The sequence below is a fragment of the Janibacter indicus genome (assembly GCF_900176385.1).
Taxonomy (GTDB): Bacteria; Actinomycetota; Actinomycetes; order Actinomycetales; family Dermatophilaceae; genus Janibacter; species Janibacter indicus.
Window position 1 is genome coordinate 32,645 of the sequence record NZ_FWXN01000002.1, and the last position, 16,629, is coordinate 49,273.

Here is a 16,629-nt window from a genome sequence, read left to right on the forward strand (position 1 = left end):
CGGGGGCGGGCGGTCAGGCGTGCCCGGAGAGCTGCCCCATGCGCGACTCGAGGGCGGTGAGCATCGCGCTGCAGCGCTTGCCGGCGTCCTTGCGGGCCGCCTTGCCGGTGGCCTCGCCGGGCTCGGTGCACATCGGCAGCACGTCGACGGAGAGGCGGGCGCCTCCGGCGAGGGAGCGCAGCTCGTCGAGATTGGCGGCGAAGGGGGAGCCGCTGCCGGGGGAGTAGTAGCGCACCGCCTCGTCGACCTCGTCGGGGAAGAGGTCGGCCTTGGTGACGACGATGACCAGCCACACCGGCTTGTCACGGCGCAGCGCCATCGAGGCGATGCGGTGTGCGGTGATGGTCCAGTCCTCGAGCTCCGCGGCGAGCAGCTCCTCGCGGGTCGCGACGGCCTCGCCGGAGGTCCCGGCGGTGCGGCGCGCCGTGGCGTGCCCCCAGGCGACGACGTGGAGCACCCCGTCGACCGGGTCGTCGTGGAAGACCTCGTCGAGCGCGCCCAGCCGGGTCGCGGCGTTGTCGCCGGGGACGACGCGGAAGCGGAAGCCGCGGCCCTTGGCCATCCGCCGGGTGCGGCGCTCCATCGTCGCCGAGCCCACCTCGACGGTGCTCTCGGCGGAGGTGCGGCGGGCCAGGCGGTCGGCGAGGCGGGTCTTGCCGACGCCCGTCATGCCGGTGACGGCGACCGTCGGGAAGCGTCCGCGGAAGAGGTGACTCAGCTGGTGCGGCGCCCCCGACAGCGCGGAGAGCGCCCCACCGGCGATGCTCGTGCCGACGGCGGTCCGGGTCGCGGACGACATGCGCGCCATGTCAGGCGAGCTGCTTCTTGACGTCGGCCAGCGAGGGGTTGGTCGCGGACGACCCGTCGGGGAAGAGCAGCGTCGGCACCGTCTGGTTGCCGCCGTTGATCGTCTCGACGAGCTCGGCCGTGCCGGGCGTGGTCTCGATGTTGACCTCGGTGTAGGCGATGCCCTCACGGTCCAGCTGGGACTTCAGGCGACGGCAGTAGCCGCACCACGTCGTGGAGAACATCGTCACCGTGCCGTCAGCGGGCAGGTCGAGGCCGGGGGGCAGGATCTCGCGCACGTTCACCCCTCCAGCCAACCACGAGTTGCCCGGATCTCCCGCACTCGGGGGCCTGTCGACCCCGTCAGGCGGCCTCGACGTGGTCGAAGGGCACGGTGAGCAGCGTCCCTCGGCCGCGCACGTGGAAGCGGGTGCGGCCCCGCTTGACGACGACCCCGACGAAGCCCTCGTAGCGCCCCGGGGTGAGCACGCGCACCCGGTCGCCGATGGCGACGAGCTCCCCGGCGCCCTCGCGGCGGGCCGACAGCTGCGTCGTCGCCAGGTCGCGTTGGTACGAAGGGGGCATGACCGCGGGCACCCCGTGGTGGGTCCACGTGAAGATCGCCTCGGGGTCGAAGCCGCGGCTGCACTGACGGCACGAGGAGACGCGGGTCGGGCGCCGGTGGCGGTCGATGGTGTGCCCGGCAGGGCAGGTGCCGACCCAGTCGCCGGGGATGGTCCCGGCCTCGGTCGGCAGGCAGCGCTCGGGGACCGCGCCGATCGACGCCGCGATCGCGCGCCACGCCGGGCCGTGCCCGACGCCCGGCCCGGCGAGGGCGTGGGCGATCTCGTGGAGCACGGTGTCGCGGACCTGCGCGACGTCGTGCAGCTCGGTGAGGGGCCGGCTCAGCCCGATGGTCCGTTGCCCCGGTCGGCACACCCCGGCACGCCGCTTGGCCCGGTCGAAGATCAGCTGCCACCCCTGCAGGCCGTGCTCGTCCATGAGCCCCCGTGCCATCTCGCGCGCCGCCCCGATCTCCATGAGCACCGAGCGTAGGCGCTCGGCGAGGGGCGCCCGGACCACGCGACGACCTGGGGACGACCCCCTTCGTCGGGGTGGGTCTGGGGACGACGTGCCGGGGAATATGTGCCTGGTGCAGGCGGTTGCCCACGGGTGTGATCCCGAAGCTCTCCCTCCTCGACCTGGCCACCGTGGGCCGCGACCAGCCGATCAGCGAGGCGCTCGCCGACACCGTCACCCTCGCGCAGCGGGCCGACGACCTGGGTGCCTTCGAGCGACTGTGGTTCGCCGAGCACCACAACATGTCGAGCATCGCCTCCGCAGCGACCTCGGTGCTCATCGCCCACGTCGCCTCGCAGACCCGACGGATCCGCGTCGGCTCCGGCGGCGTCATGCTGCCCAACCACTCGCCGCTCGTCATCGCCGAGCAGTTCGGCACCCTCGCCGAGCTCCACCCGGGCCGCATCGACCTCGGTCTCGGGCGCGCGCCCGGCACCGACGGCGCCACGCTGCGCGCGCTGCGCACCGACCCACGTGCCGCCGAGGCCTTCCCCCAGGACGTGCGCGAGCTGCAGGGCTACCTCGCCGACGAGTCGACGGTCGAGGGCATCCACGCCTACCCGGGCCGTGGGACCCGCGTGCCGCTCTACATCCTCGGCTCCTCCCTCTTCGGCGCCCAGCTCGCCGCGGCCTACGGCCTGCCTTACGCCTTCGCCAGCCACTTCGCGCCCGATGCCCTCGAGCAGGCGGTGCGCGTCTACCGCGAGCGCTTCACCCCGAGCGAGCAGCTGCAGCAGCCGCACGTCATCGCCGCGCTCAACGTCATCGCCGCCGACGACTCGGCCGAGGCCGCCGAGGCCCGCGACCGAGTGCTGCGGGCCCGCGTGCGGATGCTCGCCGGCAGGGTCGGCTCGGGTGGCCTCGACGAGGAGATGGTGACGGCGCTGCTCGACACCCACGTCGGCGCGCAGGCCCGGCACATGCTCACCCACACCGTCGCCGGGGACGCGGCCGAGGTGGCACAGGGTCTGGCCGACTTCGCCGCGCTGTCCGACGCCGACGAGCTCATGGTCACCAACCCGGCTCCCCTTCTGCCGCAACGGATCCGGACCCTCGAGATCCTCGCCGGGCTGGACGACAACGGGAGCTGACCCCCCTTCGACCCTCCTGATGAAGTCCTGACGGCGACTGCCCGAACCGTGACGGCACGAGGATGGAGTCATGGTGACGGCCGCGCATAGCGTCCACTCACGAAGGCGACACGACCGTGCCGCCGGGTTGCTGAAGGGAACGCCACATGAAGCGCACCACCACGCGCGCTGCCACCGTCCTGGGCCTCGCCGCCACGCTGTCCATGGGAGCGGCGAGCCTCGGCTACGCCGACGGGAGCGACGAGCCGACCTACCGGGAGTACAAGGCGCAGACCTACCAGGACCCGACGGACCGGCAGTACATCGTCAACGGTGACATCCCGCTGGCGGGGGAGAAGCAGCTGCGCGAGTTCTACCAGGAGCTCGTCAACCCGCAGTACGAGAGCCAGCTCATCGTCAACACGGTCTACGGCAAGGACGACATCTGGAGCGCCAGCCAGGCCCAGAAACTCACCTACTGCGTCAGCGACAGCTTCGGGTCCGACAAGGCGGCGATCGTCAGTGCCATGCAGGCCGGTGGCAACCAGTGGGAGGCCGCGAGCTCGGGTGTCGACTTCACCTACGACTCCAGCCAGGACGCCAGCTGCACCACGCGCAACTCCAACGTCCTCTTCTCCGTGGAGCCGGTGAGCGGCGCCAACTACGTCGCCCGTGCCTTCTTCCCGAGCACCGCGAAGTCCACCCGCAACGTCCTGGTCAACACCGACCAGATCTTCTCCTCCGGCTGGAGCGCGGAGAACGTCCTCGCGCACGAGCTCGGTCACGCGCTCGGCTTCCGTCACGAGCACACCCGGCCCGAGGCCGGCACCTGCTTCGAGGACAACAACTGGCGTCCGCTGACGCCCTAGACTCGTCGTCGATCATGCACTACCCGCAGTGCAACGGATCGTCCGACGACCTGAGCATGACCGCGGCGGATCGCGAGGGGATCCGCTCGGTCTACGGTTCCTGAGCCTCCCCCCCTGCTCGGGAACCACCCTGGGAAGGGATACCCCCTTCGCCCCGGATTTCCTCCCCGGGGCGAAGGGGGTGTCCTGCGTCCCGGCGCCGTCAGCCGACGGGCAGGGCAATGGTGTGTGCCCCGACGAAGTGGTGGCCCGGCACGCCCCGGGTGAGCAGGTAGCGGCTGCTCGGCCTCCGGTGTACGCCGCTGCTCCGCAGCACGGGTCACGACGACCGGACCCAAGGCACGGAGCAACGGCGTAGCCACGCCAGCCCACGCCGACGCCCACGGTCCCCCTGCCCGCCGCACGGCGACCAGAGGGTGAACGGATGATGAGGGGATCCTCACCGTTGCCTCATGGGTGCCTCATCGACGGTGCCTACCTTCGGTGGCACGAGGTCGCGCCGCCGGGGCCGGCCCGTGACGCCCGAAAGGCACGCCACCATGAAGCGCTTCCTCTCCTCCGCGGCCGCTGCCGGCCTCCTGCTCACCGCCACCGCCGTCGTCGCACCGAGTGCGTCGGCCGACGAGCGCACCTGCCGCGGCACGCTGCGTGCCGTGACCGTCGACGACGTCACTGTCCCCCGCGGCGCGACCTGCCGGATGTACGGCACCCGCGTCAAGGGCAACATCAAGGTCCAGTCCGGCGCGAAGTTCACTGCCGCGCGCATCAACGTCGACGGCAACATCCAGTCCCAGGGCCACCTGTGGGTCAAGGTCGAGGACTCGCGCGTCAACGGCAACATCCAGCTCGAGCAGGGTCGCGGTCTGACCCTCAACCGCAACATCGTCGACGGCGACATCCAGGTCTTCAGCAACCGCTCCGGCTACAAGAACATCTACTCCAACCGCGTCGACGGCAACCTCCAGTGCAAGAGCAACAGCCCGGCCCCCAAGGGCGCCCGCAACATCGTCAAGGGCAACAAGGAGGACCAGTGCCGTCGCCTCTGATCCCTGACACGATGTCGTGATGGACGACATCGAAGCCTTCTGGCAGCGGGCGCAGCAGCACGCCGACCTCGCGCAGGTCAGCAGCTACACCGGGGTCAACCCGCTCGCGGTGCTGCGCCCGCCGGCCTGGGGCTTCGGGGCCACGCCCGAGCAGGCCGACGAGCTGCTCGGGCTCGTCCTCGCGGGCGACAAGACGGCGACCGCCAGCGCCCTGTGGGACTACGAGAGCGAAGGGGAGGAGGTCCCCTCCGAGGGCACGCTCGGGATCGTCGTCGACGGCTCGGGTACCCCACGGGCCCTCGTCGTGACGACGAGGGTGCGGGTGGTCCCCTTCGACGAGGTCGACGCCGCGCACGCCCGCGCCGAGGGCGAGGGCGACCTGACGCTGGAGTACTGGCGGCGTGTGCACGAGGACTTCTTCACCCGGCACGCGAGCCACGACCGGGGCTTCGCCCGGGACATGCCGGTCGTGCTGGAGGAGCTGCGGGTGCTCCACGCGGAGTAGCCGTCGGCGGGTGCGCTGGTCCCACTCGCCGCACGATTCCCGGGTCACCCGAGAAACTGCCCCTTCGCAAGAGTTTCTCACTCCTGCGAAGGGGCAGTTTCTCTTGCCCAGCTGGGACGAAGGGGGGCTCAGACCCGGTGGCGCAGACCGGTCGCGCGCTGGGTGCGCCGGGTGACCGCGGCCCGGACGGCCTCGACCGAGCCGACCAGGGTCACCGACTCCTGCGCGCGGGTGATCGCGGTGTAGAGCAGCTCGCGGGTGAGCAGGCGTGAGTCCGGGTCGGGGAGCAGCACGGTGACCGAGCGTGCCTGGCTGCCCTGGCTCTTGTGGATCGTCAGTGCGTGCGCCGTGTCGACGTCGCCGAGGGTTGAGGCGGCGTGGACGATCGGTGCGCCCGGCTCCCCGAAGACCCCGACGACGCGGTGGTCTGCGCGCAGCGCCAGGACGCCCGTGTCGCCGTTGTAGAGGCCCAGGCCGCGGTCGTTGGTCGTCACCAGGAGCGGTCGGCCGACGACCTGCCGGCCGGGGTGCTCGCTCGCCTCGGCGAGCCACCGCTCGACGCGGTCGTTCCACGGGGCGACACCCCAGGGTCCGTCACGGTGCGCGCACAACAGTCGGTGCTCGCCGAGCTCGCGCAGGGCGGCGGTGTGCTCGCCGGCGAGGGCGAGGTCGCGCAGCCGCTCGGCGTGGCCGAGCAGCCGCGGACGGAGGGTCTCGTCGGCCTCGAGCACCTCGTGGACCACGACGTGCTCGACCGGGCCGCCGGGGCGGGCCGCGGCCAGCAGCTCGACGACCCGGTCGGCGTCGCCGACGCGCACCGCCTCGGCGAGGGCCCCGATCTCCTGCCCGAAGCGGTGCGATGTCTGCAGCCGGGCCACCGGCCCGTCCTCCCCGTAGCCGGCCACGAGGTCGGCGAGCACGGCCCCGGCCTCGACGGAGGCGAGCTGGTCGGGGTCGCCGACGAGCAGCAGCCGGGCAGTCGGCCGCAGGGCCTCGAGCAGCCGGGCGGTGAGGGTGAGCGAGAGCATCGAGGCCTCGTCGACGACGACGACGTCGTGGGGCAGGGGATTGCCGCGGTCGCGCCTGAAGCGGTTGCCGCTGTCGGGGCGCCAGCCGAGCAGTCGGTGCACGGTCACCGCCTCGATGTCGGTGCCCAGGCGTTGGCGGTCGAGCTCGGGCATGTGACCCAGAGAGCCCAGGACGGACTCGCGCAGCCGGGCCGCGGCCTTGCCGGTGGGGGCGGCCAGAGCGATGCGCGGCCGCCGGCCCCGGGACTCGGCCTGCTCGAGCAGCAGGGTGAGCAGGCCGGCAACGGTCGAGGTCTTGCCGGTGCCGGGACCGCCGGCGAGCACCGTCGTCAGGCGCCCGGCGGCGGAACGCACCGCGGCCCGCTGCTCGCCCCAGCCGTCGCCCGGGAAGACCCGCTCGAGCCCGGCCTCGAGGACCGGCTCGTCGACGGGTGGTGCCTCGGTGGTCGACCGCCGGCGCAGGTCCTCGGCCACCTGCACCTCCTCGCGGTGGTAGCGATCGAGGTAGACCAGGTCGTGCTCGACGAGCAGCACGCCCGCCTCGGCCAGCGCGCTGCCACGGACTCGGTCGAGCCACTCGGGTGTCGGCGGCAGCTCGACCGCGCCCGACTGCTGGGTGGAGGTGTCTCCGACCGCGCCCGACTGCTCGGTGGAGGTGTCTCCGACCGGATCGTCGGTCGCTGCTCCCTCGACTGGGGTGCTGGGCTCCTCGGCGGCCTCGGCGAGCAGCTCGCGCGCGTGCTCCGGGTCGAGGCTGGTCGAGCCCTCGCGGGCCGCCCGCACGACGAGGGCCAGGGTCACCTGCACGAGGTCGTCGGTCTCGCCGACGAGCTCGCTGACGCGGGTCGCCACATGGACGTCGGCGGCCTCGAGGACGCCGGTCGCGTTGAGCCGGGCCAGCTCGCCCGTCGCCGAGCGAACCACCCGGCGGTCGTAGCGGTCGAGGATCTCGGTCATCGGTCCCCCTCGGTCGGTCGGCGCCCGTCGAGCAGGTTCGACACGCCCTCGATGAGCGCGACGGGTGGTGCCCAGGAGAAGACGCCGGTCGGGTGCCCGTCGACGAGCGGTGTGTCGGCTCCGGCCATGCCCCGCAAATAGAGGTAGAGCACGCCACCGAGGTGCACCGCCGGGTCGTATCCGGGCTGGCGCCACCGCAGGAAGCGGTGCAGCACGACCCCGTAGAGGATCGCCTGCAGCGGGTAGGAGGAGTGCGTCATCGCCTCGCGCAGCGCCGCCGGGTCGTAGTGCGCGGTCGTCAGCGGGGTGTCGACCGGCCCGAGCCAGTTGGTCTTGTAGTCGACGACGAGGTGCCGGTCGCCGATGCGCAGCACGATGTCGACCGAGCCAGTGAGGTAGCCGCGCAGCGCCTGGTCGCCGAGGACCGGGTCGTCGAGGACGTCGGCGAAGGGCAGGACCGGGTCGTCCGCCGGCAGGTGCGCCCGCATGAGCGCCGCCAGGTCGCCGAGGACGGCCTCGTCGTCGCTCGGCCCGGGCGCCGCGTCGCCTCCGCCGAGCGGCAGCTCGAAGTCCATCTCGCACAACCGGTCACGGGCGCCGACATCACGCAGCGTCACCCCCGGCGCGAGCGGCCCGAGCGGGGTGTCGATGACCTGGACGAGCGCGTCGGCGAGGGCATCGCGGTCGAGGTCGGGCACGGGCCAGGCGACGACCTGCTCCTCGATGTTCGCGCGCAGCTCGGCCCGCAGGTCGCCCGCCTGCGCATCGGCCTCCTCGAGCACCGCGTGCACGAGTGAGCCGAAGCCGGCTCCCACCGGCAGCTCCGCCATGGGCGAAGGGAGGTGCCGGTCACCTCCCGCAGTCGCGGCCCCGGCGTCGTCGACGGGCTCGACGCCCGCCGTCGAGGCCGCTGCATCGAGGCCACGGACACCGCCCTCGTCGTCCTGGCGGTCGGTGACCTCCGGCTCGCTGGCCACGAGGTCCTCGGTGGTGGGCCGGGCCACGTCGTCGAGCGGCCGGGTGAGCGCGGTGTAGGAGGTGCGTCGCCAAGCGTCGTCGACGGTGCGGGTGAAGTCGCGCACCGACAGGTCGGTCACGGGCGCCGGCGCCGCCATCGTCACCGCCGTGGGTTCGTCGACGTACTCGACCCGCAGCGCGCCCCGGCGCTCCCAGTCGGCGAGGCGGTCCTGCAGGGTGTCGTCGCCGGGCACGGGGTGGGTGCGCGGCACCTCGCCCTGACCCTGGGTGCGGCCGAGGAGGATGCGGTGCAGCGGCGAGGGCCCGGTGTTGCGCGCGGAGGGAAACCACCACGTGACGACCTGGCTCTGGGCGCGGGTCAGCGCCACGTAGAGCAGTCGCAGCGACTCGCCGCTCTCCTCGGCTGCGGCCCGGTCGAGTCGCTCCTGACGCCCCTCGTCGCTCGTGATGCCGATGTCGAGCGCGCGGGTGCGGTCGGCCCGGTGGAAGTGCAGGACGTCGGGCCGGGGCAACCATCGGTCGCAGACGAAGGGGAGCATGACGACGGGGTACTGCAGGCCCTTGCTCGCGTGGATCGTCGCCAGGTGGACGGCGTCGGCGTCGCTGTCGAGGCGGCGGGCGCGCTCCTCCTTGCGGGCGGCAGCCATGCGCTCGCGCAGCCAGGCGGTGAGCGAGGCCAGACCCTCGCCCTCGGTGACGACCCGCTGGTGGAGGGTCTCGCCGATGTGGCGCAGGTCGGTGAGCAGGCGCTCGCCGTCGGTGCGGGCGAGCACCCGGGCGTCGAGCCCGTCGGCGGTCGCTGAGGCGAGGACGGCGGCGACCCCTCGACGGCCGAGCAGGGCGGCCCAGGTACGCAGGCGGTGGGCGATCTCCTCGGTGAGGTCGTCGCCGCGCGCGTCGAGATCGCCGGCGCTCGCCCCGACGAAGGGGGTCAGCGCCGCCGCGCGCACCCGCTCGGCGCGGTGGGTCAGCTCCATCGCCTCGAGCAGGGTGAGCCAGTGGGCGGCGGCGGGGGAGTCGTAGATGCTGTCGCTGGAGACGATGACCGAGCGCAGCCCGACGGCGGTCAGGGCCGTACGCACCTCGTCGAGCTGCTTGCGGGTGTGGGCGAGGACGGCCACGTCTCCGGCCCGCAGCGGGCGCCCGTCGAAGGTCGTGCGCCCCGCGAGCAGCCGGGTGATCTCCGCGGCGCAGTCGCGGGCGACGAGCGGGCGCACCGACCCGATCGAGATGGTCTGGCCGGGCTGCTCGACCCGGGCGCTCGGCACGGCTCGCAGCCGCACGGGGGCCAGCAGCCCGTCGGGCGCGATGCCGTCGGCGACCCCCAGGCGCGAGCCCTCGCGGGCGGCGCGCACCGGGTGGACGACGATCTGCTCGTCGCCGAGCTGCGCCCCGCCGAGGAGCGCACCCAGACTGCGCACGAGCGGCCCGTCGGAGCGGTGGTTGACCCCGAGGGTGTGCCGGGTCGTCGCCGAGTCGGCGGCGGTGAGATAGGTGTCGACGTCGCCGCCGCGGAACCCGTAGATCGCCTGCTTGGGGTCACCGATGAGCACGAGGGTGCTGTGCCCGCTGAAGGCCCGGTCGAGGATCTGCCACTGCACCGGGTCGGTGTCCTGGAACTCGTCGACGAGCACCACCCGCCAGCGCTGGCGCATCCGCTCGCGTGCGGGAGAGTCCTCGTCCTCGAGGGCGGCGGCGAGGTGGGAGAGCAGGTCGTCGTAGCCGAGCACCCCGAGCCGCCGCTTGCGGCGGTCGAGCTCCTGGCGCACCAGTCGGGCGAAGCCCAGGCTGCGGGCGTCGGCGGAGCGCCCCTCGAGGGAGCTGGGGTCGAGCTCGGCATGCGGATTTTCGGTGACGGCCCGGGCGATCTCGCCGGCGCGCTTGCGGGTGAAGGCCGGCGGGCCCCCGGTGGCGAAACCGCGGACGTAGAGGTCGTCGACGACCTCGTCGCGCAGGTCCGACAGGTCCTCGACGAGTCGGGCGTGCTGGTCGGTGTCGCCGGCGACGCCCAGCCCCCGCAGCACGAGCTGGCAGAACTGGTGCGTCGTCGCGATCGTCGCCGCGTCGAAGTGGGTCAGTGCGTCGCGCAGCCGCCGCGCCCGCTCGGCCACCTCCTCGGGTGTGCCCTGACGCAGCAGGGCGATGACCTCGTCGTCGGTGGCCAGGTCGGGGTCGGCCACGTGCCGGTGGACGTGCCGCAGGTGCTCGCGGACCCGCTCGCGCATCTCCCGGGAGGCGGCGCGGCCGAAGGTGATGACGAGCATGTCCTCGAGCCGCACGACGCCCTCGGCGATGTGCCGGGCGACGAGGGCGCCGATGGTCCACGTCTTGCCCGTGCCGGCGCTCGCCTCGAGCAGCACCGTGCCCGTGGGCAGCTCGCCCGTGATGTCGAAGGGGGTCAGCGCGCCCGTAGTCGTGGCGGTCATGCCGTGCTCCCCACGTTGTCGAGCGCCGGACCCCACACCCGCGTGGCCAGTGTGGCCAGGTCGCTGCCGGGGCCGGCGAGGGGCTGCGTCAGCACGTCGAAGGGAGCCTCGCTCCCGTGGACGAGGCGCCACCATGCGTCGTCGCGCTCGCCGGGGATGACGTCGCCGCTCTTGAGGATCGTCGGCTCCCACTCGCCGACGGCCTGCTGCTGGGCGACCCGGGTGCGCGAGGGGTTGCGACTGATCGCCTGGGCGTGTGCGTGGGCCGTCTTGACCGGCAGCGGAAGCGGCACCGTCTGCCCGAGGGCGTGGACCTCGAGCAGGGTCGCCAGGTGCGAGCGCGCGGCAGCGCGGGGAAGCGCTCCGTAGGTCGTGCGGGCGACCTTGCCCCTGGATCCCTTGCCAAGCGTGGAGGCCTGCCAGCCCTCGTCGTCGGCGCCCGCAGCGGTGAGGGCGAGCAGCCGAATCCAGGCCGCCATGAGCTGCTTGGCCCCCAGGCGTGAGTAGGTGATGTCGACCAGGTGCAGCCCGCGCACGCCGTCGACGGTGCCGGTGAGCCGCCGGTCACCGGGCAGGGTGACCTCGATGTCGACCGAGCGTGGGTCCTCGGGCGGCCCCAGCGCGAGCTGGCCCATGAGCTGCTCGACGGCCCGGCCGATCTCCTCGAGGGTGACGTCGCCGAGCGCGGCGGGGGGCAGCGAGCCGCGCAGCTGCTCGGCCCGGTAGATCGCGCGCGGGTCGCGCCCGGCGATGCGGGCCCTCAGCGCGCGGTCGCCGATGGCCCACTTGTCGAGGCCGTCGAGGTCGATGGGCAGCCGGTCGCTCACCTCGTCGACCTCGTGCGAGACGCCGACCTGGAGGCGGTCGCGCAGGAACCCGCGAGCCGGGTTGTCGTAGAAGGCGATCAGGTCCGCGAGGCCGACATCGGTGATGACCCGCGCCGGCAGCGGTGCGGTGACGAGCCGGCCGGGCGGGGTCCGCTGCCCGGAGGCCGCCCGGGCAGCGAGCAGCGCCGACCGGTCGAAGCTCAGCGGACGCCCGCCCCCCGGACCGCCGGGCGTGAGGTTGCGCGGGTCGAAGGGCTGCAGCGGGTGCTCGACGACCTCGACCGGGGCGCTCGTCGTCTCACGGGCGGCGTCGACGAGCTCGCCGAGCGGGACGGCGGGCGGGCAGGGCTCGCCGCTGTGCTCGTCGGCGCCGGTGTAGGCGATGACGAGGCGCTCGCGGGCCGCGAGCACGGCGTCGAGCAGCAGCTGGCGGTCCTCGCTGCGCGCGTCTCGCTCCCCGGTGATCGGGCGCCGGGCGAGCACGTCGTCACCGTCGATCGCCTGCTGGCGGGGGAAGGAGTCGTCGTCCATGCCGAGCAGGCACACGACGCGGTGCGGCACGGAGCGCATCGGCGTCATCGTGCACACCGTCAGGCCCCCGGTGCGGAAGCTCGCCCGGCTCGGCCGCCCCGCCAGCTGGTCGGCGAGGAGGACGCGCACGTCGGCCAGCCGCAGCGGCACCTCGTCGCTGGCGTGCCGTGCGGCGGAGCCGAGGGTGCGCTGGAGGTCGCCGACCTGCCAGCGCTCGCGGGTCGGCACATCGGTCAGCGAGAGCACGGCCTCGGCGAGGGCGTCCATCCACTCGGTGGCGGTCCCGGCGTGCTCGAGCGCGTCGAGCCCGTCACCGATGCGCGCGAGCAGCTCGCTCACCCGGCCGACGAGGTCGACCGAGCCGCTGCCGACGTCGTCGAGCGGCATGACGTCGCCGACCTGCAGCGGCCCGTCGGCGGAGACGGCGACGCCGACGAGGAGCCGGTCGAGACCAAACCGCCAGGTGCCCTGGGGCTCCACGTCGAGGGCGAAGGGGGCCCGCCCCGCCTGGTCGTAGCCCCACCGGATGCCGGAGTCGCTGACCCACCGGGTCATCGTCGCCAGATCGTCGTCGTCGAGTCCGAAGCGCCGCCGCACCGGCTCGGTGGCAGCGAGGTCGAGCACCTCGCTCGCGGTGAGTCGACCGCCGGCGAGGCCGACGACCCGGTCGGCGACGGCGAGCAGGGGGTTGGTCGCCCGCAGCGACCGGTCGGCCAGACGGACCCGCAGCCGGTGGGCGGGGTGGGTGTCGACGCCGTCGGCGTCGGTGCCGTGGTCGCCCAGGCCGAAGGCGGCCCCGATGAGCGGGGCGTAGGTCTCGACGTCCGGGCACATGACGAGCACGTCGCGCGGCTCGAGCGTCGGGTCGTCCTCGAGGAGGCCGACGAGCACCTCCCGCAGCACCTCGACCTGCCGGGCCGGCCCGTGGCAGGCGTGCACCTGGATCGAACGGTCGTCGTCGGTCACCTGCCGCGCCGCCCGCTCGGCCTCGTCGGGCACGTGGTCGTCGCCCAGGTCGGCCTGCAGCCACTCGAGCACCGACCTCGCCTTCCCACCCCCACGTTGGCTGAGGTGCGACGAAGGAGCCTCGAAGCCACCGGTCTCGAGGCTCGGCCGTGGACGGCCTCGCTCCTCGACCACCGAGTGGCCCAGCACCCGCACCAGCTCGCGCGAGTCCCGCCCGAGCGAGGCGAGCAGGGGGTGCCGCACGAGGTCGCTCGTGGCATCGCTCTCGCGGGCGACGAGCCCCTCCTCGGCGAAGGGAGCCAGCCGTTCCCACAGGTCGGGCGAGGGCTGGGGCAGCCACAGGTGCACGTCGCGGCTGCGGCCGAGGGCGCGCAGCAGCTCGACCTCGGTGACGGCGAGCCGGGTGTGGCCGAAGAGCGAGAGCCGCTCCGGCAGCTCGAGCCCGTCACCGTCTCCCCGCAGCCGCTCGACCGTCTCGGCGTGCCGCACGTCGGGCGGGGGCGCGTCGACTCGGGACGCGAGTCGCCGCCACAGCTCCGCCTGCCAGGTGAGGTCCGGGTCGAGCGGTGACCCGGTGCCGTCGGTGTCGCGCCCCTCGCGCCAGTCGGTGAGCATCGTCGGCCGGCTCTGCCCGTAGCGGTGGAAGAGCCGGGCCAGTCGCAGCGCGACCGAGTAGCGGCGGCCGGCGCGGGTGCCGTCGGGGTCGTCGGTGCCGTGCCCGAGGTGCCGGCTGAGCGCCTCGCACCACGGCTGCCCGAGGGAGGCGTCGATGACCTCGAGCAGCGGCCAGACGAGATGCTGCGGCAGCCACGGGTCGTCCTCGTCGCGGCCGGTGAGCATCGTGACCAGAGAGCGCGGCCGCAGGAAGGTGACACCGGCGCAGACCCCGTCCTGACCCCCTTCGCCCCGGCCGAGACGGTGGGACAGCCGCTGGGCCAACCACCGCTCGATGCCCTGCTCGGGCACGACGACGACCTCCTGCGCGAAGGGGTCGGGCAGCGGGCTCGCCAGCAGCTCGCCGAGCTCGTCGGCGAGGGTGTCGGTGCGCTGCGCGCGGTGGAGATGGAGAGCCACGGTCAGACCGTATCCGGGCGGGCCGACAGCGCGACGCGCACCTGCGGACGCCGGCACGACCATCGCCACTCGCCGCGGGTCCGCCTACGACCTCTACCTGACCCGCACCATCGAGCACGCGACGATCGTGCGTGGTGACGAGGTCGAGCAGGCCTACGAAGGGGGAGCCGACGTCCTCTCCGGTGTGCGCCAGCCGATCACGGCCTATGCGCAGGAGCACGGGCTGACGGTGCTCGAGCCCGCCTTCTAGGTGTACTCAGCCGGGAGGTTGGTGACACTTCGTGTCGGGGTTGACGTCAGGGAGGACCCCCGGGTGCGGTGGGTGATGTCTAAGTCGCCTACCGACCGGAGGTCCTCATGTCCCACGGTAATGCCCGCCTGAACCAGCTCGGTCGTGAACTGCTCGTCGAGCGGGTCATCGATGAAGGGTGGGCGGTGGCGCACGCGGCCAAGGCCCAGGGCATCTCGCGTCAGTGCGCGCACCGGTGGATCAACCGCTTCCGCGAGCACGGCAAGGAGGCGCTGGTCGATCGTTCCAGCCGTCCGCACCACAGCCCGCGACAGACCCCGGTCGAGGTCGAGGAACGCATCGTGGCCATCCGCCGCGAGCAGCGTCGCGGTCAGGACTGGATCGGTCCCGAGCTGGGTGTGCCCGCGCGCACCGTCTCTCGGGTCCTGCGCCGCCACGGCGTGCCCTACCTGCGCGAGTGCGACCCGCTGACCGGCGAAGTGATCCGCGCGTCGAAGACCACCGCGGTGCGCTACGAACGCGACCGTCCCGGCGAGCTGGTCCACGTCGACGTCAAGAAGGTCGGCAAGATCCCCGACGGCGGCGGGTGGAAGGCTCACGGTCGAGCGATGGGATCGACCTCGGCGAAGAAGAAGGCCCGGATCGGCTACGACTACGTGCACTCCATGGTCGATGACCACTCACGGCTGGCCTACAGCGAGATCCTGCCCGACGAGAAGGGCACCTCCTGCGCCGGGTTCATCCGCCGCGCTGCGGCCTACTTCGCCGACCACGGCATCACCTCGATCGAGCGAGTGATGACCGACAACCACTTCTCCTACAAAAACTCCCACGACGTGCGCAAGGTCCTCGAACAGCTGGGCGCCAAGCACAAGTTCATCAAGCCCCACTGCCCCTGGCAGAACGGCAAGGTCGAACGCTTCAACCGCACCCTGCAAACCGAGTGGGCCTACCGGCAGGTCTTCACCAGCAACCAGCAACGAGCAGACGCCCTTGCGCCCTGGCTCGAGCACTACAACACTGAACGCCGCCACACCGCACTCGGCGGCCTTCCCCCGACCAGCCGACTGTCAACAACCTGACGGCTGAGTACATCTAGGCGATCCGTCAGGCCGTCGCCGTCCCGCGGGAGCGGCCTGAGCGGCTCGTGGCCGGGCTCGACGAGATCGTCGCCGAGCTCAAGGCGAGCGGCTTCGTCGCGGAGAGTCTCGAGCGGGCGGGGCAGGTCGCGACCGTGCCTCAGGACTGAGCGAGCACCTCGGCGAGCACCGAGGCGTCGACATTGCCGCCGCTCGCCACGACGACGACGGTCTGCCCGGCGAAGCGCTCCCGCTGGGCGATGAGCGCGGCCAGCGCCGCGGAGCCACCGGGCTCGACGACGAGCTTGAGGGTGCGGACCGCCTCACGCATCGCGATCCGCGCCTGGTCGTCGGTGACCTCGAGGCCGGTCACGCCGTGCTGGGAGAGCGCGGCGAGGGTGTGCTCGCCGACCGTCGGCGAGCCGATGGCGTCGAGGAAGACCGGCACGGCCGGCACCTTCTCGACTCGCCCGGAGGCGAGCGACCGCGCCATCTTGGGGTAACCATCACGCTCCACGACGAAGGGGGCTGCCCCCGGATGCGTCTCCCGCACCGCCGTGATGACGCCGGACGAGAGCCCGCCACCGCTGCACGGGACGATGACCGCGTCGGGGGAGTGGCCCCCTTCGCGCAGCTGGTCGACGATCTCGAGACCCACGGTGCCCTGACCGGACATCACCCGAGGGTCGTCGTAGGGGTGCACGAGGGTCAGGCCGCGCTGCTCGACGAGCTCGCGTCCGACGACCTCCCGGTCCTGCGTCGCGGGGTCGTAGAAGACGACCTCGGCGCCCCACCAGCGGCAGCCGTCGACCTTGATCTGCGGCGCGTCCTGCGGCATGACGATCGTCGCCGTCGAGCCCGTCATCCGTGCCGAGGCCGCGACGGCCTGGCCGTGGTTGCCGGTGGAAAAGGCGAGGACGCCGGCCGCCCGCTCGGCGTCGGTCAGCGACAGCAGCGTGTTGAGTGCGCCGCGGATCTTGAAGGAGCCGGTGAGCTGCAGGGCCTCGGCCTTGACGAGCACCGTTGCGCCGCAGAGCTCGTCGAGCATCGGGGAGGAGAGCAGGGGAGTGCGGCGCACCCGGCCCTCGAGTCGCTCGGCGGCCGCTCTGATCGTCTCGATCCCGAAGTCCATGCGCACCATCGTGGCCCATGGACCC

13 protein-coding genes are annotated in these 16,629 nt (G+C 73.0%); 6 read left to right on the forward strand and 7 right to left on the reverse strand.

The window, feature by feature from the left end; translation table 11 throughout:
• Positions 1-13: 13 nt before the first annotated feature.
• From B9B60_RS01950 to B9B60_RS01960, 3 genes are all read right to left on the reverse strand, one after another.
• Entirely contained in the window at positions 14-808 is a 795-nt protein-coding gene (locus tag B9B60_RS01950; protein ID WP_084449632.1) for a GTPase domain-containing protein, read from the reverse strand.
• A gap of 1 nt (position 809) precedes the next feature.
• Positions 810-1,031 (reverse strand): mycoredoxin, encoded by a 222-nt coding sequence (locus B9B60_RS01955; RefSeq protein WP_072626379.1) that lies wholly within the window; start codon positions 1,029-1,031, stop codon positions 810-812.
• 118 nt (positions 1,032-1,149) lie between these two features.
• A complete protein-coding gene (locus B9B60_RS01960; protein WP_234993697.1) occupies positions 1,150-1,869 on the reverse strand; it encodes a SprT-like domain-containing protein in 720 nt (239 codons plus the stop codon).
• Between the two features lie 95 nt (positions 1,870-1,964).
• Here B9B60_RS01960 and B9B60_RS01965 point away from each other — a divergent pair, with 95 nt between their 5' ends.
• From B9B60_RS01965 to B9B60_RS01980, 4 genes are all read left to right on the forward strand, one after another.
• Complete coding sequence (locus B9B60_RS01965) at positions 1,965-2,957, forward strand: LLM class flavin-dependent oxidoreductase (protein ID WP_084449884.1); 993 nt, start codon at positions 1,965-1,967, stop codon at positions 2,955-2,957.
• 146 nt (positions 2,958-3,103) lie between these two features.
• Positions 3,104-3,805 (forward strand): M57 family metalloprotease, encoded by a 702-nt coding sequence (locus tag B9B60_RS01970; protein ID WP_234993698.1) that lies wholly within the window; start codon positions 3,104-3,106, stop codon positions 3,803-3,805.
• Between the two features lie 539 nt (positions 3,806-4,344).
• Positions 4,345-4,851, forward strand: a complete 507-nt coding sequence (locus tag B9B60_RS01975; RefSeq protein WP_084449633.1) for a bactofilin family protein — start codon at positions 4,345-4,347, stop codon at positions 4,849-4,851.
• Positions 4,852-4,870: 19 nt separating this feature from the next.
• Positions 4,871-5,356, forward strand: coding sequence for an ASCH domain-containing protein (locus tag B9B60_RS01980; RefSeq protein ID WP_084449634.1), 486 nt, complete (start codon positions 4,871-4,873; stop codon positions 5,354-5,356).
• Between the two features lie 128 nt (positions 5,357-5,484).
• Here B9B60_RS01980 and recD read toward each other — a convergent pair whose 3' ends face one another.
• Genes recD through recC form a run of 3 tightly spaced genes read right to left on the reverse strand, consistent with a single transcriptional unit; the run spans position 5,485 to position 14,143 of the window.
• A complete protein-coding gene (gene recD / locus B9B60_RS01985) occupies positions 5,485-7,341 on the reverse strand; it encodes an exodeoxyribonuclease V subunit alpha (RefSeq protein ID WP_084449635.1) in 1,857 nt (618 codons plus the stop codon).
• Positions 7,338-10,745 carry a UvrD-helicase domain-containing protein gene (locus B9B60_RS01990; protein WP_084449636.1) on the reverse strand — a complete coding sequence of 1,136 codons (3,408 nt, stop codon included), beginning with the start codon at positions 10,743-10,745 and terminating at the stop codon, positions 7,338-7,340. The genes recD and B9B60_RS01990 overlap by 4 nt, the downstream gene beginning before the upstream one ends.
• Entirely contained in the window at positions 10,742-14,143 is a 3,402-nt protein-coding gene (gene recC, locus B9B60_RS01995) for an exodeoxyribonuclease V subunit gamma (RefSeq protein ID WP_084449637.1), read from the reverse strand. Before recC ends, B9B60_RS01990 begins: the two co-directional genes overlap by 4 nt.
• A gap of 127 nt (positions 14,144-14,270) precedes the next feature.
• Here recC and B9B60_RS17655 point away from each other — a divergent pair, with 127 nt between their 5' ends.
• Together B9B60_RS17655 and B9B60_RS02005 are read left to right on the forward strand one after the other, a co-directional pair.
• On the forward strand, positions 14,271-14,393 hold the full coding sequence (locus B9B60_RS17655; RefSeq protein ID WP_268766690.1) for a hypothetical protein: 123 nt from the start codon (positions 14,271-14,273) through the stop codon (positions 14,391-14,393).
• A gap of 107 nt (positions 14,394-14,500) precedes the next feature.
• Positions 14,501-15,475, forward strand: coding sequence for an IS481 family transposase (locus tag B9B60_RS02005; protein WP_084449639.1), 975 nt, complete (start codon positions 14,501-14,503; stop codon positions 15,473-15,475).
• Positions 15,476-15,632: 157 nt separating this feature from the next.
• Here B9B60_RS02005 and B9B60_RS02010 read toward each other — a convergent pair whose 3' ends face one another.
• Positions 15,633-16,604, reverse strand: a complete 972-nt coding sequence (locus B9B60_RS02010) for a threonine ammonia-lyase (protein WP_084449640.1) — start codon at positions 16,602-16,604, stop codon at positions 15,633-15,635.
• Positions 16,605-16,629 lie beyond the last annotated feature (25 nt).

Coding starts and splice junctions, on each gene's coding strand:
- B9B60_RS02010 (WP_084449640.1), bottom strand. CDS start 16,604: ATGGACTTCGGGATCGAGACGATCAGAGCGGCCGCCGAGCGACTCGAG.
- B9B60_RS01980 (WP_084449634.1), top strand. CDS start 4,871: ATGGACGACATCGAAGCCTTCTGGCAGCGGGCGCAGCAGCACGCCGAC.
- B9B60_RS01955 (WP_072626379.1), bottom strand. CDS start 1,031: ATGTTCTCCACGACGTGGTGCGGCTACTGCCGTCGCCTGAAGTCCCAG.
- B9B60_RS01970 (WP_234993698.1), top strand. CDS start 3,104: ATGAAGCGCACCACCACGCGCGCTGCCACCGTCCTGGGCCTCGCCGCC.
- B9B60_RS02005 (WP_084449639.1), top strand. CDS start 14,501: ATGTCCCACGGTAATGCCCGCCTGAACCAGCTCGGTCGTGAACTGCTC.
- B9B60_RS01990 (WP_084449636.1), bottom strand. CDS start 10,745: ATGACCGCCACGACTACGGGCGCGCTGACCCCCTTCGACATCACGGGC.
- B9B60_RS01950 (WP_084449632.1), bottom strand. CDS start 808: ATGGCGCGCATGTCGTCCGCGACCCGGACCGCCGTCGGCACGAGCATC.
- recD (WP_084449635.1), bottom strand. CDS start 7,341: ATGACCGAGATCCTCGACCGCTACGACCGCCGGGTGGTTCGCTCGGCG.
- B9B60_RS01975 (WP_084449633.1), top strand. CDS start 4,345: ATGAAGCGCTTCCTCTCCTCCGCGGCCGCTGCCGGCCTCCTGCTCACC.